The sequence below is a fragment of the Streptomyces mirabilis genome (genome assembly GCF_018310535.1).
Taxonomy (GTDB): Bacteria; Actinomycetota; Actinomycetes; order Streptomycetales; family Streptomycetaceae; genus Streptomyces.
Genome location: NZ_CP074102.1, coordinates 7,729,165 through 7,750,664, shown reverse-complemented (window position 1 = coordinate 7,750,664; position 21,500 = coordinate 7,729,165). Strand labels below are relative to the sequence as shown.

Here is a 21,500-nt window from a genome sequence, read left to right as displayed (position 1 = left end):
GATCATGTCGGAGACGCGGGGTCTGGCATGCTCTCCCCCAAGCTCTTCGAGCAGGGGGGACCCCCATCGCGTCGACCCCCTCCCCGCCTTGCAGCTGGACGCACCAGACCCCGCTCACCTGCGCTGATGAGGCGCCGTAGCTCTCCTCCGACCTGATCCGCCGGACAGTCCCTGGCCTGCCAACCGGTCAAGCACAGCGCAGCGCCACCGCTCGGTCTCGGCGATCTGGTTGAAGGTGAAGAGGTGCAGGCCGGCGACCCCCGCCGAGGGAGAAGAGAGCGCGCCCGCGGAACGGGCGAGCAGCCGCTCGGGCGAGTAACCGCCGGGTGTCGCGAAGCGCAGGAACCACGAGGCGTGCTTGGTCAGAAAGCGCGTCGACTCCCCCACCCCGATCTTCGCCGCCATGGACAGCAGCTTCGCCCGCTGCACCGGCCCCGCGACGCCCACGTGGACGGGCAGGGTGATATCGCGCCGGCGTATCCGGCCGACCCAGTCACCCAGCACGCGCGGGTCGAAGCAGAGGTTGCTCACGATGTACGTGGCGTACGCGCGCTTGTCCCACATCGCCTGGATGGTGAGGTCGTCGTGGATGAGCGGATGGCTCTCGGGGTAACCGGTGATGCCGACATGAGCGAAGGGGCTGCCCAGCTCGCTCAGCCTGCGCAGCACCGGTAGTGCCCCGTCGTAGGCCCCGGCCGGCGGATCGGCGTCGCCAGCCGGGACGAAGACGTCGTCGACGCCCGCCTCCCGGAGCCGGTCGACGACATCCTTCAGGTGCGCGTCGTCCCGCAGCAGCCGCGCGGGCACGTGCGGGACGACGCGACAGCCGTGCGCCGTGAGCCGGGTGGCGAGGTCGAGCGTCGGTTCCAGGCCCTTGACCGGCGACGCCGTCACGGTGACGACGACGTCGCGCGGGACATGGGCGAGGACCTTGTCCTCGGTCGCCTTCGCGGGCAGCACCTCGTAGCGGACGCTGTGCAGCAGCGCCCGGAAGTGTTCGACGTCCAAGGTCTAACCGGCCTGCTTCTGGGCGTCGCGGTACCGGTAGTACGCGGCCTTGGAAGGGGCCAATGGGTCCTTGTCCAGGATGAGGTCGGCCGCCTTCTCCGCGATCATCATCACCGGCGCGTAGATGTTGCCGTTGGTGACATAGGGCATCACCGACGCGTCGACGACGCGCAGTCCCTCCACACCGTGCACGCGCATGCTGGTGGGGTCGACGACGGACATCTCGTCGGTGCCCATCTTGCAGGTGCACGAGGGGTGCAGGGCGGTCTCACCCTCCTTCGCGACCCAGGCGAGGATCTCCTCGTCGCTCTCCACGGACGGGCCGGGTGAGATCTCCCCGTCGTTGTACGGGGCCAGCGCGGGCTGGTTGAGGAGCTTGCGGGCGACGCGGATCGACTCGACCCACTCGCGGCGGTCCTGTTCCGTGGACAGGTAGTTGAAGCGCAGCGCCGGGTGCTCGTTCGGGTCCTTGCTCTTGATCTTCACCGAGCCGATGGCGTCGGAGTACATGGGACCGACGTGCACCTGGTAGCCGTGCCCGCCGGCGGGCGAGGAGCCGTCGTAGCGGACCGCGATCGGCAGGAAGTGGAACATCAGGTTGGGGTAGTCCACGTCCTCGTTGCTGCGGGCGAAGCCGCCGGCCTCGAAGTGGTTGGTCGAGGCGGGGCCCTTGCGGAAGAGCCATTGCAGGCCGATGAAGGGGGCGCGCCACTTCGCCATGTACGGCTGCATGGAGACGGGCTGCTTGCAGGCGTACTGGATGTACACCTCCAGGTGGTCCTGCATGTTCTCGCCGACGCCCGGGAGGTCGTGGACAACGTCGATGCCGATCGCGCTCAGTTCCTCGGCGTTGCCGACGCCGGAGAGCTGCAGCAGCTGAGGGGAGTTGATCGCGCCGCCGCAGAGGATGACCTCGCGGGCTCGCACCTGCTGGACCTTGCCGCGCCGCCGGTACTCGACACCGACAGCACGCTTGCCCTCGAAGAGGACGCGGGTGACCAGGGCGCGGGTGGTGACGGTGAGGTTGGGCCGCTTCTTCGCGGGCTTGAGGTACGCCTTCGAGGCCGACAGACGGCGTCCCCTGTGGACGTTGCGGTCGAAGGGAGCGAAGCCCTCCTGCTGATAGCCGTTGACATCGTCGGTGCGGGGGTAACCCGCCTCCTGGACGGCCTTGAGGAAGGCGGTGAACAGCGGGTTGGAGGCGGGGCCGCGTTCGAGGACGAGGGGGCCGTCGTGGCCGCGGAACTCGTCGTCGGGGTCGGCCGCGAGACAGTTCTCCATCCGCTTGAAGTACGGCAGACAGTGCGCGTAGTCCCAGGACTCCATGCCGGCATCGGCGGCCCAGCGCTCGTAGTCCATGGGGTTGCCACGCTGGAAGATCATGCCGTTGATGCTGCTGGAACCGCCCAGCACCTTGCCGCGCGCGTGGTAGATGCGCCGGTCGCCCATGTGAGGCTCGGGTTCGGACTCGTACTTCCAGTCGTAGAACCGGCTGCCGATCGGATAGGTCAGCGCCGCGGGCATGTGGATGAAGACGTCCCACGGGTAGTCGGGCCGGCCGGCCTCCAGGACCAGCACCTGGTTGCCCGGGTCGGCGGAGAGTCGGTTCGCCAGTGCGCTGCCGGCGGATCCACCGCCGACGATGACGAAGTCGTATTGCAGGGGAGCCATGGTGCCTCGTCTCGCTCGCGCCGTAGATACGCGTGGCATGCTAGTACGGGTATCGCTATACGCACTAGGTTGCGTGCCACGCAACTTGCTAGGTCTACGTTTCGACGCTGTTACTTGCACCGGCGTTGTTTACTGCGCGTATAGTTTCGCTGTGAGCAACTACAGTCCAGATACTGAAACGACAGGTTCGCAGTCCGGCGGGGTGCAGTCCGTCGACCGCGCCATCAGCGTGCTGGAGATCCTGGCCCAGCGCGGCGAGGCCGGCGTCAGCGAGGTGGCCGCCGAGATCGATGTTCACAAGTCGACCGCGTTCCGGCTGCTCGGCGCCCTGGAGGCGCGCGGTCTGGTGGAGCAGGCGGGCGAGCGCGGCAAGTACCGCCTCGGCTTCGGCATCGTACGCCTGGCCGGCGCGGTCACGGGACGCATCGACATCACCCAGCAGGGCCGCCCGGTCTGCGAGCGCCTCGCCGAGGAGATCGGCGAGACCGTCAACATCGCCGTCATGCAGGAGCACTACGCGATCAACCTCTACGAGGTGCGCGGCCCCGGCGCCGTCACCGCGCACAACTGGGTCGGCGAGCTGACCCCGTTGCACGCCACCTCCAGCGGCAAGGTCCTGCTGGCCCACATGCCCGCCAAGGAGCGCGCCGCACTACTGTCCGAGGCCGGCCTGAAGAAGGTGACCCCGCACACCCTGACCTCGAAGACGAAGCTCGAGAAGAATCTCGCCGAGGCCCGGGAGCGTGGCTACGCCTGGACTGTGGAGGAGCTGGAGATAGGGCTCCACGCCATGGCCGCGCCGGTCCGCAACCGGGACGGAGAGGTCATCGCGGCACTCAGCGCCTCCGGCCCCGCATACCGGTTCACCGAGGAGCGCATGCACGAGCTCGCTCCGGTGCTGGTCAAGGGCGCGGAGGAGATCAGCCATCGGATGGGCTACCTGGGCTGAACGCCCAGGTGCCGCCGCCGACGGCACCTTCAGCCGCCGCCGTCGACCTGCCGAGAACCGCTGCTACTGCGACTGCCCTGTCCCGAGACGCTCCTGGACCCAGTCGTGGAACTCGCCGATGTGGTGCTCGCTGGGCACCAGTACGCCGCCCTTGGCGTACAGCCGGGAGTTCATCGCGGGCTGACAGCGCTCGCACGCGTCGAAGTCCTGCCGGTTGACGCGGTCGAAGAGCTCCACCGACCGGCTGACATCCTTGCCGCTTTCGACGACGTGCTTGAGGTAGAGCCAGTCGCACTCGACGATCGTGCGGTCCGCGGCGACCGGGTACATCCGGTGGAAGATCACATGGTCGGGGACGAGGTTGATGAACACCTGCGGCCTGACGGTGATCGCGTAGTAGCGGCGGTCCTGCTCCTCGGAGACCCCCGGAATGCGGTCCAGTCCCTCGGAGCCGTCAATGGTGAAGCCCTTGACCTCGGCGCCGAACTCCGCGCCGTGACCCACGTAGTACTGAGCGGCGTACCCGTCGGCGAACTCCGGGAGTACCTCGGTGAGTTCGGGGTGGATCGTGGCGCAGTGGTAGCACTCCATGAAGTTCTCGACGATCAGCTTCCAGTTCGCCTTGACGTCATAGACGATCCGCTTGCCGACCTCGAGGTTCTCCATGTCGTAGTGCTCGATCGACTCGGTGTCGCCGAGGCGTGCGACGACGTCCTGCACGACCTCCTCGAAGGGAGGCGGGTTCTCCGCGAGGCACACCCACACATAGCCGAGCCATTCATGGGTCGCCACGCTCGCCAGGCCGTACTCCGTGCGGCTGACGTCGGGCATCTTGGTGAGGTTGGGCGCGGCGACGAGTTTGCCCGTCAGGTCGTACGTCCAGGCGTGGTAGGGGCACTGGAAGGCGCGCTTGACCTCGCCGGCCTCCTCGGTGCAGAGCTTGGCTCCACGGTGGCGGCAGACGTTGAAGAAGGCGCGTATGGAGTTGTCCCGTGCGCGCGTGATCAGGATGCTCTCGCGGCCCACCTCGACGGTCCGGAAGGCGCCGGGCTTGGCCAGATCCGAGGAGCGTACGGCGCAGAACCACATCGTTTCGAAGATGCGCTCCTGCTCCTGGGCGAAGGTCCCCGGATCCGTGTAGGAGGAGCCGGGCAGGGTGGCGATCAGGCTGTCCGGCAGGCTGGTCGAGGTCACAGTGCACTCCTCGGAGAACGTCGTGGATCGGTCATTCACGCGCCGGGAAGAGCGACTCCGGACGGCGTTTTGTATGGAGCAACGCTGCGTGCTATACGCAACAGGAGCATGAAATGCCGCATCGATGATGTCAAGATGTCGCGGCGGTGAGCTGCTTGCGCCAACGCATGAAAAGCCGCGGCTGGTTCATCGCGAGCACGGCGACCGGATGCCCGGCACGACGGTAGACGGCCAGAAAACTGCGGTCGCCCGGGACGCCTTCCTCGACCGTCACACTGTCGGCACCGGCTGAATGACCGGCGAACTGGATCTTCACGCCGTACTGGTCCGACCAGAAGTACGGCGGCCGGGGCACACCCGGCTCCGCCGCACCCCACGACAGCAGCGTGGCCACGGCCACGTCGGGCCGCTCGCGCGCACCGGTCCAGTGCTCGACGCGGCGGTGGATCCCCGCGTGGGGGTCGTACCAGGAGGCGCAGTCACCGACGGCGACCACACCGGCGAGGCTGGTGCGGCCGTCCGCGCCGCACTTGACGCCGTTGTCGAGCGCGACGCCGGATCCTTCCAGCCACTCGACGCACGGACGCGCGCCGACACCGACGACGACGGTGTCGGCGGGGATACTGCGGCCGTCCTCGAGCAGGACGGCGTCGACCCGGCTCTCCCCGCTCAGCCCCTTGACCCCCACGCCGCACAACAGCCGTACGCCGTGGTCCGCATGGAGGGCGGAGACGATGCCGCCCATGGTCTCGCCGAGCGGTCCGGCGAGCGGCGTCGGCGCCGCCTCGACCACCGTCACGTCGAGTCCGAGAGCGTAGGCGGTGGAGGCGACCTCGGCGCCGATGAATCCGCCGCCGATCACGACCAGCCGCCCGCCCAGGGCCAGTTCGTCCCGCAGGGCGCGGGCGTCGTCCAGGGTGCGCAGTGTGTGCACCCCGGCCAGGCCGTCGGTGCCGGGCAGCGTCCGCGCGGCCGCGCCGGTCGCGATGACGAAGCCGTCGGCTCGGACCTCGCGGCCGTCGGCGAGCCGCACGGCGCGATCCGCGCTGTCGAGTCCGGCGGCGCGGGCGCCGAGCAGCCACTCGGCCTGCAGATCCTCGTCGTTCGACTCCAGTGCGAGATCGGCTTCGCCGATGTCACCGGCCAGGAACTCCTTGGACAGCGGCGGCCTGTCGTACGGGCGGTGCGGTTCGTCGCCGATGATGACCAGCCGCCCGTCGTACCCCCGTTTCCGCAACGAGCGCGCCGCCGACAGACCGGCCAGCGAGGCACCCACCACGGCCACTGTCCTCACGCGGGACCTCCGGCGAGCCGGGACGCAACACAGGGCGGCAGGTTGGGTGCCTCCGTGGACGGCCGGACGTAGATCATGCCGTCCTCGATGAGGACCTCATGGGTGCGGACCGGACGCTTGGCCGGCGGAGCGTCGACGGCTCCGGTCCGGAGGTCGAACTTCGAAGCATGCAGCGGGCATTCCACCTCGCAGCCCTCCAACCAGCCGTCTGCGAGCGACGCGTCCTGGTGGGTGCAGGTGTCATCGATGGCGAAGACCTCGCCGTCATCGGTGTGGAACACCGAAACCGGCGGATCGATGTCTAGCCGGTAGGCCTCGCCTCGCGGCAGATCCACGAGAAGGCACGCGGGAATCATCATGACACCTCGGTGCGTATAGCGAAACGGATTGCGGTAAGCGCAACGTCAGTTTGAGGGCGGCCCCAAACCCTTGTCAAGGCATCCAGAGGACAGGCCGACCCCTTGTTCAATGTTGCTTTTTACGCAACGCTTTGCGCCATAGACAACACACCGCATGAAGGAGCCGGCGTGGCGATCAGCGTCTTCGACCTGTTCAAGGTGGGCATCGGACCGTCGAGCTCCCACACCGTCGGGCCCATGAAGGCCGCACGCCTCTTCGTCACCGGGCTACACGAAGACGGCCTGCTCCCCCGCACCGCCTCGGTCCGGGCAGAACTCTTCGGATCGCTCGGCGCCACCGGTCACGGCCACGGCAGCGGCAAGGCGGTACTCCTCGGCCTCGAAGGCGAGGATCCGGAAACCGTCGACACCGACAACGTGGACGACAGGGTGCACCGGATCCACGAGGCCGGCCGGTTGCGGCTGCTGGGCCGCCGGGAGGTGGAGTTCCGCGAGCGCGAGCACCTGGTACTGCACCGTCGCCGCACGCTGCCGTTCCACCCCAACGGCATGGTGTTCACGGCCCGGGACCACGATGACCGCGAGGTGAGGGCGCGCACGTACTACTCGGTGGGCGGGGGCTTCGTGGTGGACGGGAGCGCGACGGGTGCCGACCGCATCAAGCCCGACGACACTCCGGTACCGCTCCCCTTCGGCTCGGCATCCGAACTGCTGCTGCGCGCCTACGAGACCAGCCTGCCGATCAGCAGGGTGATGCTCGCCAACGAGCTGTCCCGGCGGAGCGAGAGCGAGGTGCGCGCCGGCCTGCTGCGGATCTGGAGGGTGATGCAGGAGTGCGTGGAGCGCGGCTGTTCACGGACCGAGACCACCCTGCCCGGGCGGCTGCAGGTGCCCCGCAGCTGCTGCGCAGCCTCGCCGAGGACTCCCAGGATGTGGATCCGCTGCACATCATGGACTGGGTCAACCTCTTCGCCCTGGCCGTCAACGAGGAGAACGCCTCGGGCGGTCGCGTGGTCACCGCGCCCACCAACGGTGCGGCCGGAATCGTGCCCGCGGTACTGCACTACTACACGCGCTTCGTTCCCGGGGCCGACGAGGACGGAGTCGTCCGCTTTCTGCTCGCCGCCGGCGCGGTGGGGGCGCTGTTCAAGGGGAACGCGTCGATCTCCGGGGCCGAGGTGGGCTGCCAGGGCGAGGTCGGATCCGCCTGCTCCATGGCCGCCGCCGGTCTCGCCGAGGCGCTCGGCGGCACGCCGGAGCAGGTCGAGAACGCCGCGGAGATCGGCATGGAGCACAATCTCGGGCTGACCTGCGACCCGGTCGGAGGCCTGGTCCAGATCCCCTGCATCGAGCGGAACGCCCTCGCATCCGTCAAGGCGATCAATGCGGCACGAATGGCGCTGCGCGGCGACGGCACCCATGTGGTCTCACTCGACAAGGTCATCAAGACGATGCGCGAGACCGGTGCCGACATGAAGGTGAAGTACAAGGAGACCTCGCGCGGCGGCCTCGCGGTCAACGTCATCGCGTGCTGACACGTCAACAAGTGCTGAGCGTCTTCGAATGTCGAGACGAGGCCGCCGCCGCGCGGTCGGCAGCGGTCAGAATCCGCGGTCGATCCATTCCTGAAGATGCGGGGCCTCGGCGGCGATGGTGGTCGTCTCCCCGTGACCGGTGTGCACGACCGTGTCGCCCGGCAGGGTCAGCAGCCGGTCCCGGATCGAGTCGACGATCGTGCCGAAATGGCTGTACGACCTTCCCGTCGCCCCCGGTCCGCCCGCGAAGAGCGTGTCACCGCTGAAGAGTGCCTTCAGGCCCGGCGCGTACAGGCACACTGCGCCGGGGGCGTGGCCGGGAGTGTGCAGCACGGTCAGCTCGACACCCGCCACCGTGACGACCTGCCCGTCGGCCAGTTCGCCGTCGGGTGACCGCTCCGGGTGGGTCTGCTTCCACAGCGGCAGGTCGTCGCCGTGGAGCAGGATCGGAGCACCGGTACGGTCGGCGAGTTCGGGGGCTGCGTCGATGTGGTCGTTGTGGGCGTGAGTGCACACGATGGCCCGCAGCGTGCGTCCGCCGAGGGCTTCGGCAATCGCCTCGGCGTCGTGCGCAGCGTCGATGACGACGGCCTCGGTGTCGTCACCGATGATCCAGACATTGTTGTCGACGTCCCAGGTGCCACCGTCCAGGGAGAACGTCCCCGAGGTGACGAGGTGTTCGATGCGCGCACCCGCCATGCCGGCCATCAGAAGACCACCACCGAGCGCAGTACGTCGCCGCCGTGCATCCGCTCGAAGGCCTTCTCGACCTCGTCCAGTGCGATGGTCTCCGTGACGAAGGCGTCCAGATCCAGTCGGCCCTGCAGGTAGAGATCGATGAGCATCGGGAAGTCACGGGAGGGCAGGCAGTCGCCGTACCAGGAGGACTTCAGCGCGCCGCCCCGGCCGAAGACGTCCAGCAGCGGCAGTTCGAGTTTCATCTCCGGGGTCGGTACGCCGACGAGGACAACAGTGCCGGCCAGGTCGCGGGCGTAGAAGGCCTGCTTGTACGTCTCCGGGCGGCCGACCGCCTCGATGACGACGTCCGCGCCGAAGCCGCCGGTCAGCTCGCGGATGGCCTCCACCGGATCGCCCTGCTTGGAGTTGACGGTGTGGGTCGCGCCGATCTTCTTCGCAGTCTCGAGTTTCCGGTCATCGATGTCGACCGCGATAACGGTGGCCGCCCCGGCGAGCCGGGCGCCGGCGATCGCCGCGTCCCCCACACCACCGCAGCCGATGACCGCCACGCTGTCACCGCGTCCGACGTTGCCGGTGTTGATGGCCGCGCCGATGCCCGCCATCACTCCGCAGCCCAGCAGTCCGGCGGCGGCCGCCGATGCCGCCCGGTCGACCTTGGTGCACTGCCCCACCGCCACCAGCGTCTTCTCCGCGAACGCGCCGATACCCAGGGCCGGGGACAGCTCGGTGCCGTCGGTCAAGGTCATCTTCTGCTTCGCGTTGTGGGTGTTGAAGCAGTACTGCGGCCGTCCACGCAGACAGGCCCGGCACTGCCCGCACACGGCACGCCAGTTGAGGATGACGAAGTCACCCGGAGCGACGTCGGTGACGCCCTCCCCCACCGACTCCACGACACCCGCGGCCTCGTGGCCCAGCAGGAACGGGAAGTCGTCGTTGATGCCACCCTCGCGATAGTGCAGATCGGTGTGACAGACCCCGCAGGCCTCGATCTTCACCAGCGCCTCGCCCGGGCCGGGGTCGGGCACGATGATCGTTTCCAGGCTGACGGGGGCGCCCTTCCCCCGCGCGACGACAGCACGGACCTGGTGAGTCATGGCCACTCCTCAGCTGGTACGAGACCTGATTCAAATGTTGCTTATTACGGCACGTATCTCACGTGTCGCAACACAGCATTATGGAGGGCCGGGCAGGGGTCAAGGATCCGAACACACAGAACGCCGACTGGACAGGGGTGACCCTGCCCCTCATCGGCACCCGTGCGCCCCGCAGGATCGCGACCTGTTCGCGCGGCCGGAGCTCACGTCCAGGTGGCGGATCACGCCCATGCCGGGGTCGCCGGTCGGGACACGGCGGATCTCCTCGCCCTCCGGCGGCGTGCCCTCAGCGACCGCCATACGGCCAAGTGCCGCAACAGAACCCTTCGAAGCAGCCACGGCGAAGGCCGATTCGGCCCCAGCGGTTCCGCCCCGGCCGATGACGCTGATCAAGTCGGCCAGGGCCTGTCCGGCGGATCAGGTCGGAGGAGAGCTGCGGCGCCTCATAGACCCAGGTGAGCGGGTTCTGGTGCGTGCAGCTGCAAGGCGGAGGAGAGAGCCGACGCCATGGGGGTCTCCCGCGCGAGGTTGTTTCGAGCGTGGGGGAGTCGGCGAGTGACGACAATGCGGCAGATGGGCGTGCCAGACCCCGCGTCTGTGACCCGATCCGCCACACAGGCCCTGGTAGCGCCTGGTCAGTTCGAGCCGTTTTCGCGGGCAGATCAGCGTCAGTGGGGAAGGGTCTACCTGCGTGGTCTGCTGCTGGACGGGCGGCGCAAGTCGGTGGAACCGATGGCCGCGCGGCTGGGAGAGGACGGCAACCGGCAGGCCCTGGCCCACTTCTGACGCGGTCCAGAACGCTCCCCGGATCAGTGGGTGCCGCGTCGGCGGCCCATGCAACGTGCTGATCCGGGCGCACGAGGAGCATTCCGCTGCTCAGGCGGTCCTGAAGGTCGGGCCGACTCAGGTCGACGACGGTCAGCGGAACGCGCCGTCGGTCGGCCGTGGAACGGAAGCCCGTCCTCGATGGGCGAACCGCCGCCGGGACCGCGGCCGAGGACAAGGCGCGGGCGGCAGTGCACAGTCGGATCCAAGAGACCAAGCATGCGGACCTCCCCGTCTGCACTCAGCGCACCTTGTCCTGGGCAAGACGACGCTGTACCGGCACACTGCGCGACGACCTCGTGGCATGGTTCGACATGCTCGCCGACCAAATCCGCAGCAAAGACGGCCCCCTCGTGTCCGGCCTGTTCATCGCGCTGCACTCCGGTCCCGAACCAGCGAATCAGCCAAGGCCGTTGATGACGACCGAGGCACTGCACGCCGGGACCATCTGCCTCATCTCCGGCTGGAGACCATCCTGCTTCCTCTCTCAATCCAAGATCCGGACCAGTCGCGGGCCAAAGCACTGCGCAGAACCTCTGGCGTACGCCATCTGCGCAGGTCAGCAGGCATCACACCCGTGTACCACCAGCAGACGAAGAACCTGCTGGTGTCGTACTCGTCGAAGATGCTGGGCTCCTTCCAGACACGTAAGAAGGGCGCCTGAACAGGGCAGATGCCCGTCAGGCACCCTTTTCGGCGCACACCTGAGCAGGGATTCGAAAGATGCCGACGTGGCGCAGGTCGTAGGGGCGCTTCCCCAGTGCAAGGGCGTGCTCGTCAAGGGTGAGAACTTGCCTCAGGCGGCACTCCTTCACCCGTCACCGCGGATGTCGCCAGGTTCTCCTGCCATCCCGCGTGCCGGTCAAGATCCTGCACGGATCTACCGGCGTCGGGCTGAAGTACACGCTCCGCGGCTGCCGCGCCCGTTGCCGCAGGTTCTGGCGACCAGGTATGCGACATGTGTGGTATGTGTGACAAGATGGCATGTGCGGCATTTGGTGCTGCCGGGAACTTCTCGGCTGAACCCTCGGCTGGGAGGTCTCAGACAGGCGAGAGGAGCGCATCATGATCGCCAAGCTGCTCGGCAAACTGTTCTTCACCCGCCACTACGGTGCGTACGGGGAACACGAATGGGACGGGTACGCCGGGGACGACCGGGTCTGACCGCGCTGCCGACGGGCACCCCAGGGCGCCCGTCGGCTCCCGGCCACGCTGCCGACGGTATCGGCCTGGACAGGTACCAGCGTCAGGGACGATCTCATGGGCCGAATGAATGAGCCGCCGCGGTTGCCCGAAACCAGCTTCGCGGCCTGGAGCCGCGACCGGCTGGCAGTGGCGCGCCGTGGCGCTGACGAGTGTGGGGACGTCTGGCAACTGGACTCGGGTGTCTACGTAGCCGCTACGGCCGGGCCTTGTGAAGCAGTCCTGCGTCACGCGCAGGACTTCCCCAAGGCGCCCTCGCCTCTCTTCCCGCCGTTGAAGCGGTCGAGCGGAGCACCGACGCCTGAGGAGCGTGCGCGCGCTCACGCCGCCCGCATGCGCGGACTGCGCCCGCAGGCGGTTGCAGCCCGGATCGGTGAGATTGCGCCCAGTGCCGCTCGTTTTGCCGACCAGTGGCCCACGGGCCAGGACGTCGAAGTTCTGCCCCCGGTTCGGCACGCCCTGGCGGAGATCGGCGTGCACTACCTCTTCTCCGAAGACGCTCCCACCCTGCTGCCCTTTGCCTCACGGCTCTTCCTGGCCCGGGAGGTGCTCGTACGCCCCTCACGCTGGGTATGGCCGCGCTGGATGCCCACACCGGCACGGCGGTTCCGCACACGGCAGCAAGTCGCCTTCACCAACGCTTTGCGGCCCATCGTCCGCCGGCGTCGTTCATCGGGCCGGCTCGGTGACGACATGCTGGGACAGATGCTCCGGCCCTCCTCCCGCTACGGCCTACTGCCGGAAGAGGCCATCCTCGACACTCTCCCCGGAATCACCGTCGCCACCTTCGAGACACCTTCCCGGGCAGCTGGATGGATCCTGCTCCACCTGGCCCGGTATCCCCAGGCAGCGGGCCGCGTCGCGGCCGAAGCCGCCTTGCTGCCCGCGGATCCGGCCGCCACGACCAGCACCCACCTCGACCGCCTGCAATACACCCAGGCACTGGTGCGCGAGGTGCTCCGACTGCACCCCCCGAGCTGGCTACTGACCCGGCGCGCCACGCGACAGACCGACCTCGCCGGCTACACCATCGACGCCGGGTCCACCGTTCTCGTCTGCCCCTACACCGCCCAGCGCGACGCCCGGGAACACCCCGAGCCGGACCAGTTCCAACCCGAGCGCTGGCTCGATGATTCGTGCTCGCGGGCGAAACCCGGGGTCTTCCTCTCCTTCGGTACCGGGCCGCACGGCTGCGAGGGAGCCGCTCTGGCCATGGCGATGCTGACGCTCCTGACTGCGCAGACCGCCCGTCGCTACCACTTGAGCGAGCCGCCCGGACCGGAACCCAGCTACCAGGTCACCACCTTCGAAGGTCTCACAACTGTCGGCCTGCGCCTGCGTGCCACCTCGCGCAGCTGAGGGCAGTCCTGCTTTCAGTGACAGGCCGCCTCCACCCGCGAACAGCGAACGTTGATCAAGTTCGAGTGTCGTTCCGCACACGCTTGGATGAACCGCTCATGGTTCGCCCATCGCTGTCGCTGGTCGAACTCGTTGGCGAGCATGCCCATCATGACGAGGTCGTGGTGCCGGCCGGCAGAGAAAACGTGTTCCCGCAGGCGCCCCTCCTCGGTGATGCCGAGCCGACGGGTAAGTGCCGGCGATGCCTCGTTGTGGGCGAAGATCACTGCCAGGCATTTGTGATAGCGCCGCTCGGCAAACATGAAGCGCAGCAGCAGCACCACGGCTTCTGCCCCGTAGCCCTTGCGCCGGTGGTCAGCGCCGATCGTGACATCGAACTCGAACCAGCCTGAACGATGCCCGGTGCGATGTGAGCCGACTGTGCCAACCAACTCTCCCCTGGGCGTCGTTTCGACTGCCAACCGGAAGCGGTCGTCATCGCACTTGGCAACGGCTTGCTCCGTCGCCCAGGCACGGTGGCTCTCGGCGGACCGCGGTAGATCCAGCCGGCTCCCTCGCCGCCCGTCATCGTCGGCGAAGCGCATGAAAGCTGTCCAGTCGTCGGGCTCGATAGCGCGTAGGCGTACCCGTTCACCAGTATCTGCCCGCACTTGCCGTGGCAGACGTCCCGGGCGAGCCTGTGACGGAACTCCTGCACCGTGAGCTGCCGGTTCATCAGAAGCCCGGGGCGGAGCCGATGAAGAACCACAAGGCGGCTGTGTACCACATCAGTGCGATGGCGGTGACCAGGACGCCGCCGGCGGCCGGAAGCGCCCAACCGGGCAGTCGGCGGCTGCGCACCACCAGCACCTTGGCCACGAACGCGCCGTACAGGACGCAGCCCGTGATGGAGTGCACCGCCGCTCGGCTGCTCGTGAACTCAACTCCGTAGGCGGTGATGCAGTGGTAGGAGATGGGCAGCGAGAGCAGAAAGGCAAGGAGGCCGATGAGCCGGTGTGTGGGGTGCACCCGGTGCGGCGCGGCCCCCGCTCCTGGTAGACGCCGGTACATCCACAGCCCGAGTAGCAGTTGGACGACCGCGAGTGCCATCAAAGCGCTGCCCAGGCGCGCCTTGAGGTCGTAGACGCCGGCGCCGTGCTGCCCGAACAGGCCGCTGGTGTAGTCCGGTGTGTGCGTGCGGCCGAACGCATACACCCCCACCGCGACCGCGACCGGCAGCAAAGCAGCCAAACAGGCCGCCACCGTTCGTGCGGGACGCCGCATCCGCGCGCCCGTGTGTCCGGTCATCGGTCCCCCGTCAATCGGGTTCGACCTTGCTGCCGGACGTGTTCACGACGTACCACTGTGGCGTCGGACGCGCTGCCGGGTGCGGCCGAGCCGATGTATACGGGGATGCCCGCCGACAGCGCTCCAGATGTGGGCCTGGCGCAGGCGGACGAGATCGTCCGGCTGGGACAGCCGCATGCAGCAGCAAGCGGCATGGCGCAAACCGCCGGCACTGTCGCCGCGGCCATTCCTTTCATGAGCGCTCCAAGGTGTCGGACGGCGCATCCAGGCAGCCGCGGGAAACGACCCCAGCGGACCTCTTCTCCCAGTTGGCCCCGGGTGCTCGGGTCCTGTCCACTCCAACTGGTCCGCCCGAGCAGTCGCTGCTCCCTTGGTGAGGTCCCCTTCTACCTGACTTCGGCTTGTCAGGGTGACGTCGAGTCGTCGAGGGCCAGGCCGGTTCCGGCGATGAAGCCGTCGAGGACCTCGGGCCGGTACGGGAGGCGTTTGAGCCGGTTGCGGACGAGCGTCTCCAGGCAGTCGGGGGCGACAACGGCGAGGTTGGCCAGACTGCGTTTGACGTGTGCCCACACGCCCTCGAACGGGTCGAGGTCGGGCGAGTGGGCGGGCAGCAGGAACACCGTCAGCCGCTCCCGCTCGGCGATCAACTGCCGCATCGTGCAGGAGACATGGGTGTTCGACCGGTCCCACACCGGCACGACCCGGTGCCCTGACGAGCTGGTGGACGCCGTCGATAGGAGCGATGAAGTCGCGCTCACCCATGCGGCGGCGCTTGCCTTTGTCCGCGGAGGTGAGTGCCCAGGCGGTGGCACAGCCGGGTGCGGGACCCGGGCCGCATGGCGATCGGCCCGGCGACCGACGGCCGCCCCGAGCGCCGCCCGCTCACCGTCACGACCGGGGTGTGCCCGCGCCGGCACCGTGATCCGCTCGGGCCACGGGAGGCCCGGGCCTGAACTCCGCCGTCCCGCCACAGCTGGTGCCACTGACAGGGCGATTTCCGGCTCACCCGCAGCCGCGGTGCGACCTCCGGTGGCTTGAACTGCTGCTCGAACAGCTCGGCCGACTGCATCCGTACCGCTTCCCGGCGCTGACGTCCCGCAGCGGTCGGCACGCCCCCATACCCACACCTCACCCACCAGGGAACTCCAGCGTCGGCAGCCTCGTCGGGAACCCCGGCCCAGGCACTACCCGATCGCGCGCACCGCGGCCTCGGTCAAGGTGGTCGCGGTCCGTACGGCGCTGGTGACGGCCTCGTCGGGGTCGAGCCCGCACAGATCGGTGAGGGTGAAGAGTGACTCGGCGCTCACGACCACCGCGAGGTCCCGCTTGAGCTGCGTGAACGCGTCCGGGTCCGTCGCGCCGAGCGTGCCCTCCAAGGGGAGGAGCGCATGGTCGATGAGTCCGAAGCGAATGCCCGGTCGCGTGGCCACCGTCTCGGGCCGGGTGATGGTGGCGGCGATCATCGCGCGTACCGAACCCTGCCGGGCGAGGATGCCGCGAAGGAGGAACTCGCAGGCGAAGGCGACGCGTTCGACGGCGTCGGCGGAGTCCGCGACCGGCGCGAGCGCCTCGGCGGGGGGCGGCCAGACGCCGGCCAGGGCCTCACTGATCAGCGACGGCAGGTCGGGGAAGTACCGATAGGCGGTGGCCTCGGAGACCAGGGCCGCGCGGGCGATCGCGGGCATGGTCACCTCGGCGCCCGTGCCGGTGAGATCCCGGGCGGCCGCCACGATCGCCGTCCGCGTGCGCTGCTTCTGGTTGGTGCGGCCGGTGCCCGCCTGCGCCGTCATTGTGGAACTCCTCCTGTTGACTCACCCGCATTTTAGCAGTCGCCACTCGTCGTGAGAGTCGACTTGCATTATGGCACTCGACTTCTCTATTCTCATGAGAGTCAACTCTCACGAAGGAGAAGCAATGAGCACGGTATCCGTGGTCGGCCCGGACGACGGCGAGACGATCCAGCTGGGCCCCACACAGATGCGCATCCTCGAGGACGGGAGCACCACCGGGCACCGCCTCGGAATCGGAGAGATCACCATCGCCCCGCACACCCAGGGCCCGCCGCAGCACCGCCACGCCCAGCACGACGAGGGCTTCTACGTCGTCTCCGGCACCGTGCACTTCACCATCGGGGAGACGACCCACGTGGCCCCGGCCGGGACGCTCGCCATGATCCCGCCCGGCGCCCCGCACACCTTCGCCAACCTCGGTGACACGCCCGCGGTGATGCTCAACACCTTCACGCCCGACCTGTACGTGCAGTACTTCCGCGACCTGCGGAACATGATCGCGGGCGGCCAGGAGCTGACCCCGGAGTCGACCGTCGCGGTGATGAGCCGCTACGCCACCGTCCCCGCGACCGATTTCGCGTGACGGCAATCCCCTTCCTTCTCGACTTCCCTCTCGACGCAGCCACTTGAGGAGCACCGAATGACCCGCAGCACCCACACCCTCACGCTCGACCAAGGCACCCTCGACATCACCGTCGACCTCTTCGGGCAGGAGGGGCGCCCCCTCCTGCTGCTGCACGGAGGCGGCGGCCCGCAGACCGTCACCCCGTTCGCCGGCCTGCTGGCCGAGCAGCGTCCGGCCAGGGTGTTCACGCCCGTCCACCCCGGCTTCGACGGCACTGCCCGCCCCGAGTGGCTGACCGACGTCACGACCCTGGCCCAGGTCTACGCCCAACTGCTCGACGCTCTCGACCTGCGGGACGTCGCCGTTGTCGGCAACTCGATCGGCGGCTGGATCGCCGCCGAACTGGCGACCCTGGGCAGCCGTCGCATCAGCAGCGTCACCCTCGTCAACGCCGTCGGCATCCTCGTCCCCGGCCACCCGATAGCCGACACCTTCTCCCTGACACCCGTCGAGCTGTCCCGACTCTCCTTCCACGACCCCTCGAAGTTCCGCTTCGACCCCAGCGCACTGACCGAGGCGCAGCGCGCGGTCATGGCCGCCAACCGTGCCACTCTGCAGATCTATTCGGGCCCGCACGCCATGACCGATGCCACCCTGCCCGACCGCCTCGCCAAGGTCATCCACCCGACCCTGGTCGCATGGGGCGCAAGCGACCAGGTCGTGGACGCCGACTACGGACGCGCGTACGCGCAGGCCATCCCCGAAGCGGAGTTCCGTCTGCTGGAAGGCACCGGCCACATGCCCCAGACCGAGACGCCGGAGGAATTCCTCCCGGTGCTCTGGGACTTCACCGAGGCCCACACCACCGACCGGCCGCGGCACTGACCCCGGAAAGGGCAGCCGACGTGTCTCAACCCGACCGCAGCAGACCCTCGTTGGTCCTGGCCGTCTGCTGCCTGAGCGTGCTGCTGGTCAGCCTCGACACCACGATCCTCAACGTCGCCCTGCCCTCGATACAGGAAGACCTGCACAGCTCCGTGTCGGGCCTGCAGTGGACCCTCGACGCATACACCATCGTGCTGGCCTCGCTGCTCATCCTGGCCGGTTCCACGGCCGACCGCGTCGGGAGACGACGTGTCTTCCTCCTCGGGCTCGTGTTGTTCACCGGCGGATCGGCGCTGTGCAGCCTGGCACCGTCGCTGGACTGGCTGATCGTCTTCCGCATGGCGCAGGCGGTGGGCGGCTGCATGCTCACCCCGGTCGCCATGGCCATCCTCGCCAACGCCTTCCCACAACCGCGGGAGCGGGCAAGGGCCATCGGCGTGTGGGGCGGGGTGGTGGGCATCAGCATGGCGGCCGGCCCGATCCTCGGCGGCGTACTGGTGCAGACGGCCGGGTGGCGGTCGGTGTTCTGGCTGAACGTGCCGATCGGGCTGGCCGCGCTCCTGCTCACGGCCCTGTTCGTCCCGGAATCACGCGCGCCACGGCCCCGCAGGCTGGACCCGGTGGGGCAACTGCTGGTGATCACCGCACTCGGCACACTGACGTACGCCATCATCGAGGCACCGGGCCGGGGTTGGACCTCCCCCGCCATCGTGACCTGCCTGATCACCGCGGCCGGTGCGCTGGCCGCCTTCATCCCCTACGAGAGGAGGCGCGACGAACCGCTGGTCGACCCGCGCCTCTTCCGCAGCGCGCCTTTCAGCGGGGCGACGGTGATGGCGGTGTGCGCCTTCACCGCGCTCGGCGGCTTCCTCTTCGCCAACACCCTCTATCTGCAACAGGTGTTGGGGCTCAGCGCCCTGAGTACCGGGGTGCACCTGCTGCCGATGGCGGTGCTGTCCCTCGTGTGCCCGCCACTGGCCGGGCGGATCGTGGGCAGCCGCGGCCCGCGTATCCCGCTGCTGCTCGCCGGGGCCGGCATCACCGCCGGCGGCCTGCTGGCCGTCCCCGCCACCCGGTCAGCCGACCGCTCGGACGTCCTGCTCTACGCGGCGTACGCACTGTTCGGACTGGGCTTCGGCTTCGTCAACGCGCCCATCACCCACACAGCGGTCTCGGGCCTGCCACGCGCCCAGGCCGGGGTGGCCGCCGCGATCGCCGCGACCAGCCGCCAGGTCGGCGCCGCGCTCGGCATCGCGGTGACCGGCGCCGCGATCGCCGCCGGGGCGCGCCCGGCCGCCTGGTGGATCATCGCCGGCTGCGGTCTGGCCATCCTCGCCCTGGGCATCGTGACCACCGGCCCCTGGGCGGCCCGCACGGCCGAAGGAATCGATCCGTCCGAACGCGTCCGAGTACCGCGCAATCTCCAGGACGCCCGCCCCGGAGAACATCGGTCATCAAGGTCCCCTCACCGCACGCGAGTTGACGACATGTGACCATGATGTGCTCCGCTATGCTCGGCCCCGAACGAACGACGACGGAACGAACAAACGACGACCAATCGAACGACAGCCGGCGGGCGGACAGTCCACCGGGAAGGAAACGTGAGAGAGCGCGTGATATCCGGAGATGGCGATCACCAGGCGGCGACGCGTTCGGAACACGGCTCAGGGCGGCTGATCGCCGGTCGGTATCTGCTTCACGACGTTCTCGGCAGAGGCGGGATGGGCACGGTCTGGCGCGCCCACGACCAGCTGCTGGACCGCCCGGTCGCGGCCAAGGAACTGAACGTCCTCACCCAGGGCGACGAGGATCAGCGCATACGGGTGCGTCGCGCGGTCCGTGAGGCGCGCGCGGTCGCCCGGGTGTCGCATCCCCATGTGGTGGGTGTCCACGACCTGGTCGAGTCCGAGGACCGGCTGTGGATCGTCATGGAACTCGTCGAGGGGCCCTCGCTGGCCCACGGGATCGCCGAGAGCGGACCGCTCACGCCGCAGCACACCGCCGCCCTGGGCGTGCAACTGCTCGACGCGCTGGAGGCCGTGCACGCGGCGGGCACCCTGCACCGTGATGTCAAGCCCGCCAACGTCCTGCTGCGCCGCGACGGCAACGCCGTCCTCACCGACTTCGGTATCGCGGCCCTGGACGACGGCGAGTCCCTGACGACCACCGGTGAACTGATCGGCTCCCTCGAGTACATGGCTCCCGAGCGGGTGATGGGATCGCCGGTCGGCCCGGCCTCCGACCTGTGGTCCCTCGGCGCGACCCTCGCCACGGTCTGCGGCGGGCAGTCCCCGTTCCGCAGGCCGGCACGGCCCGCGACGCTGCACGCCGTGGCGTACGAGCAGCCCGTCCTGTCGGAGCGGCTCGGCCCACTGCGCCCGGTCGTCGAGGCACTGCTGCGCAAGTCCCCCGACGAGCGCCCTTCGGCGGCCACCGCGCGTTCCGCGCTGTGGCGTGTCGCGGCGGGGGAGGCGGACGCCGGGCCGCTGCCGTCACCGACCGTGCGGGTGCTGCGGTCTTCAACCGCATTGACCGACGCGGACACCGTGACCAGCGGCCAGGGTCGACTCGTCCCGGCCGGGGAGCCCGCACCGACGGCCCTGCACACCACGTCACTCAAGCCACCTCCCCGGCAGTCGTCCCGCCCGAGGGGCCCGAAGCGGGTGTGGTGGGCTCTGGCCGGTACGGCTGTGCTGGTGGCGGGCGTCAGCGGCGGTCTGTTCCTCACCGGCGTGCTGCCGTTCAAGGAGGACCCGAGGACGACGACCACCACTCAGGTCGTCCGGTCGACGACCGGTTGGCAGTCGGTGACCAGACTGACCGTCCAGCGGGGAGACCGGGTCACCGTACGGTTCGTTTCCGGAGAATGGACGGTCGACTACCGGAACAAACCCGTGACCGGGCCGACCGGCTACGACGCGCTCACGGACCAGTCGCTGGACGGGGCGAAGAGCTGCAAGATCAAGCCCGCGGCGCCGTTCGGCACCCTGCTGGCACGCCTCTCCGACAGTCAGGACGCCCCCGTCCACACCGTCGGGCGGAAACTGGCTTTCCGGGCAGCTCAAAACGGCCCCCTGCAACTGGGGATCAACGACGCCGCCGGGTCCTGCTCCGAGGACAACAGGGGCACGCTGACCGTAGAAGTGAGCGTCACGCACCAACCTTGACGGGCGGCCGCCGCGCACCGAGCGCACGTGGCTCTTCCCTCGCCGTGCCACCTGGTCCTCCTCCCCCGATGTCGTGCAACCTGTCTGCAACCAAGCCAGGAGTTGACTGGGCCGGACCGACCGACCCTCGCGCGGAGCGGTGGCTTCCGTTTCCGCACATCAAGGTAGGGACACGCCATGGACCACCAGGAGACGACGGACGCCGCCCCGCGCGTCGAGCTGACGCCCTCGGCCGCCGAGTTGCTGCGGCGGCTGCGGGCGGTCCACGGACCGTTGATGTTCCACCAGTCCGGCGGCTGCTGCGACGGCAGTGCGCCCATGTGCTACCCGGAGGGCGAGTTCCGCACCGGCGGCTCCGACGTGCTGCTCGCCGAGCTGGACGTCGAGGGGCTCGACGAGCCGGTGACGTTCTGGATGTCGAAGAGCCAGTACGAGCTGTGGAGCCACACGCGACTGATCGTCGACGTCGTGGCGGGCCGCGGCAGCGGTTTCTCCCTGGAAGCACCCGAAGGAGTGCGTTTTCTCATCCGTTCCCGCGTCGTAGACGCCTAGGCCCTGCGGAGGCCGTCACGGTCTGCTGCAATCCCCCTGAGTCCTAAGACAGTTGACGAGACTT

At 68.8% G+C, this 21,500-nt stretch carries 19 protein-coding genes and 4 pseudogenes; 10 read left to right on the top strand and 13 right to left on the bottom strand.

All coding sequences use genetic code 11. The features are described 5' to 3' along the window. Positions 1–114: 114 nt before the first annotated feature. Positions 115–1,008, bottom strand: coding sequence for a methylenetetrahydrofolate reductase (locus SMIR_RS34380; RefSeq protein WP_168489763.1), 894 nt, complete (start codon positions 1,006–1,008; stop codon positions 115–117). A gap of 3 nt (positions 1,009–1,011) precedes the next feature. Continuing rightward, on the bottom strand, positions 1,012–2,679 hold the full coding sequence (gene betA, locus SMIR_RS34375; protein WP_168489764.1) for a choline dehydrogenase: 1,668 nt from the start codon (positions 2,677–2,679) through the stop codon (positions 1,012–1,014). A gap of 202 nt (positions 2,680–2,881) precedes the next feature. Here betA and SMIR_RS34370 point away from each other — a divergent pair, with 202 nt between their 5' ends. Continuing rightward, the gene (locus SMIR_RS34370; protein WP_168500886.1) at positions 2,882–3,628 is read left to right on the top strand and encodes an IclR family transcriptional regulator; all 747 of its coding nucleotides are present in this window, start codon (positions 2,882–2,884) and stop codon (positions 3,626–3,628) included. 63 nt (positions 3,629–3,691) lie between these two features. Here the strand turns inward: SMIR_RS34370 and SMIR_RS34365 are convergent, their stop codons facing one another. The 3 genes from SMIR_RS34365 to SMIR_RS34355 all read right to left on the bottom strand — a co-directional run bounded on the left by SMIR_RS34365 (position 3,692) and on the right by SMIR_RS34355 (position 6,475). Then, entirely contained in the window at positions 3,692–4,822 is a 1,131-nt protein-coding gene (locus tag SMIR_RS34365) for an aromatic ring-hydroxylating oxygenase subunit alpha (RefSeq protein WP_168489765.1), read from the bottom strand. Between the two features lie 130 nt (positions 4,823–4,952). After that, positions 4,953–6,116, bottom strand: coding sequence for an NAD(P)/FAD-dependent oxidoreductase (locus SMIR_RS34360; protein WP_180362723.1), 1,164 nt, complete (start codon positions 6,114–6,116; stop codon positions 4,953–4,955). Next, the gene (locus tag SMIR_RS34355; protein WP_075025955.1) at positions 6,113–6,475 is read right to left on the bottom strand and encodes a bifunctional 3-phenylpropionate/cinnamic acid dioxygenase ferredoxin subunit; all 363 of its coding nucleotides are present in this window, start codon (positions 6,473–6,475) and stop codon (positions 6,113–6,115) included. Before SMIR_RS34355 ends, SMIR_RS34360 begins: the two co-directional genes overlap by 4 nt. A gap of 168 nt (positions 6,476–6,643) precedes the next feature. Here SMIR_RS34355 and SMIR_RS34350 point away from each other — a divergent pair. After that, positions 6,644–8,010: pseudogene (locus SMIR_RS34350) on the top strand (L-serine ammonia-lyase). Positions 8,011–8,076: 66 nt separating this feature from the next. Here SMIR_RS34350 and SMIR_RS34345 read toward each other — a convergent pair. Together SMIR_RS34345 and SMIR_RS34340 are read right to left on the bottom strand one after the other, a co-directional pair. Continuing rightward, a complete protein-coding gene (locus SMIR_RS34345) occupies positions 8,077–8,709 on the bottom strand; it encodes an MBL fold metallo-hydrolase (RefSeq protein ID WP_168500888.1) in 633 nt (210 codons plus the stop codon). Between the two features lie 8 nt (positions 8,710–8,717). Next, positions 8,718–9,803: an S-(hydroxymethyl)mycothiol dehydrogenase gene (locus tag SMIR_RS34340; RefSeq protein ID WP_099918851.1), complete on the bottom strand. Its 1,086-nt coding sequence runs from the start codon at positions 9,801–9,803 to the stop codon at positions 8,718–8,720. 573 nt (positions 9,804–10,376) lie between these two features. Between SMIR_RS34340 and SMIR_RS34335 the strand changes: the two are divergent. After that, positions 10,377–10,586 (top strand): annotated as a pseudogene (locus SMIR_RS34335) (transposase); the annotation flags it as partial. A 31-nt stretch (positions 10,587–10,617) separates the two neighbouring features. Here the strand turns inward: SMIR_RS34335 and SMIR_RS44645 are convergent. After that, positions 10,618–10,869, bottom strand: a pseudogene (locus SMIR_RS44645) (aromatic-ring hydroxylase C-terminal domain-containing protein); the annotation flags it as partial. A gap of 1,295 nt (positions 10,870–12,164) precedes the next feature. Between SMIR_RS44645 and SMIR_RS34330 the strand changes: the two are divergent. Beyond that, positions 12,165–13,190 carry a cytochrome P450 gene (locus SMIR_RS34330; RefSeq protein WP_248002838.1) on the top strand — a complete coding sequence of 342 codons (1,026 nt, stop codon included), beginning with the start codon at positions 12,165–12,167 and terminating at the stop codon, positions 13,188–13,190. A 14-nt stretch (positions 13,191–13,204) separates the two neighbouring features. On the opposite strand, the gene SMIR_RS34325 is transcribed toward SMIR_RS34330, so the two are convergent. From SMIR_RS34325 to SMIR_RS34315, 3 genes are all read right to left on the bottom strand, one after another. Then, the gene (locus tag SMIR_RS34325) at positions 13,205–13,840 is read right to left on the bottom strand and encodes a GNAT family N-acetyltransferase (protein WP_282190298.1); all 636 of its coding nucleotides are present in this window, start codon (positions 13,838–13,840) and stop codon (positions 13,205–13,207) included. 64 nt (positions 13,841–13,904) lie between these two features. Then, positions 13,905–14,477, bottom strand: a complete 573-nt coding sequence (locus tag SMIR_RS34320) for a DUF6529 family protein (RefSeq protein WP_211118658.1) — start codon at positions 14,475–14,477, stop codon at positions 13,905–13,907. Between the two features lie 404 nt (positions 14,478–14,881). Further along, positions 14,882–15,235 carry a transposase gene (locus SMIR_RS34315; RefSeq protein ID WP_168489768.1) on the bottom strand — a complete coding sequence of 118 codons (354 nt, stop codon included), beginning with the start codon at positions 15,233–15,235 and terminating at the stop codon, positions 14,882–14,884. 36 nt (positions 15,236–15,271) lie between these two features. Between SMIR_RS34315 and SMIR_RS34310 the strand changes: the two genes are divergently transcribed. Further along, positions 15,272–15,430, top strand: a complete 159-nt coding sequence (locus SMIR_RS34310) for a hypothetical protein (protein ID WP_212727794.1) — start codon at positions 15,272–15,274, stop codon at positions 15,428–15,430. A 56-nt stretch (positions 15,431–15,486) separates the two neighbouring features. On the opposite strand, the pseudogene SMIR_RS44995 reads toward SMIR_RS34310, so the two are convergent. Both SMIR_RS44995 and SMIR_RS34305 read right to left on the bottom strand, forming a co-directional pair. Further along, positions 15,487–15,546: pseudogene (locus SMIR_RS44995) on the bottom strand (hypothetical protein); the annotation flags it as partial. Between the two features lie 115 nt (positions 15,547–15,661). Next, positions 15,662–16,267, bottom strand: a complete 606-nt coding sequence (locus tag SMIR_RS34305) for a TetR/AcrR family transcriptional regulator (RefSeq protein WP_168489769.1) — start codon at positions 16,265–16,267, stop codon at positions 15,662–15,664. A 124-nt stretch (positions 16,268–16,391) separates the two neighbouring features. On the opposite strand from SMIR_RS34305, the gene SMIR_RS34300 reads away from it, so the two are divergent. The 5 genes from SMIR_RS34300 to SMIR_RS34280 all read left to right on the top strand — a co-directional run bounded on the left by SMIR_RS34300 (position 16,392) and on the right by SMIR_RS34280 (position 21,436). Further along, positions 16,392–16,850 (top strand): cupin domain-containing protein, encoded by a 459-nt coding sequence (locus tag SMIR_RS34300; protein WP_067378616.1) that lies wholly within the window; start codon positions 16,392–16,394, stop codon positions 16,848–16,850. A gap of 57 nt (positions 16,851–16,907) precedes the next feature. Then, positions 16,908–17,717, top strand: a complete 810-nt coding sequence (locus SMIR_RS34295; RefSeq protein WP_168489770.1) for an alpha/beta fold hydrolase — start codon at positions 16,908–16,910, stop codon at positions 17,715–17,717. A 20-nt stretch (positions 17,718–17,737) separates the two neighbouring features. Next, the gene (locus tag SMIR_RS34290; RefSeq protein ID WP_168489771.1) at positions 17,738–19,210 is read left to right on the top strand and encodes a DHA2 family efflux MFS transporter permease subunit; all 1,473 of its coding nucleotides are present in this window, start codon (positions 17,738–17,740) and stop codon (positions 19,208–19,210) included. A gap of 108 nt (positions 19,211–19,318) precedes the next feature. Continuing rightward, positions 19,319–20,884 carry a serine/threonine-protein kinase gene (locus tag SMIR_RS34285; RefSeq protein WP_349636911.1) on the top strand — a complete coding sequence of 522 codons (1,566 nt, stop codon included), beginning with the start codon at positions 19,319–19,321 and terminating at the stop codon, positions 20,882–20,884. 177 nt (positions 20,885–21,061) lie between these two features. Continuing rightward, positions 21,062–21,436: a DUF779 domain-containing protein gene (locus tag SMIR_RS34280; protein WP_101407810.1), complete on the top strand. Its 375-nt coding sequence runs from the start codon at positions 21,062–21,064 to the stop codon at positions 21,434–21,436. Positions 21,437–21,500 lie beyond the last annotated feature (64 nt).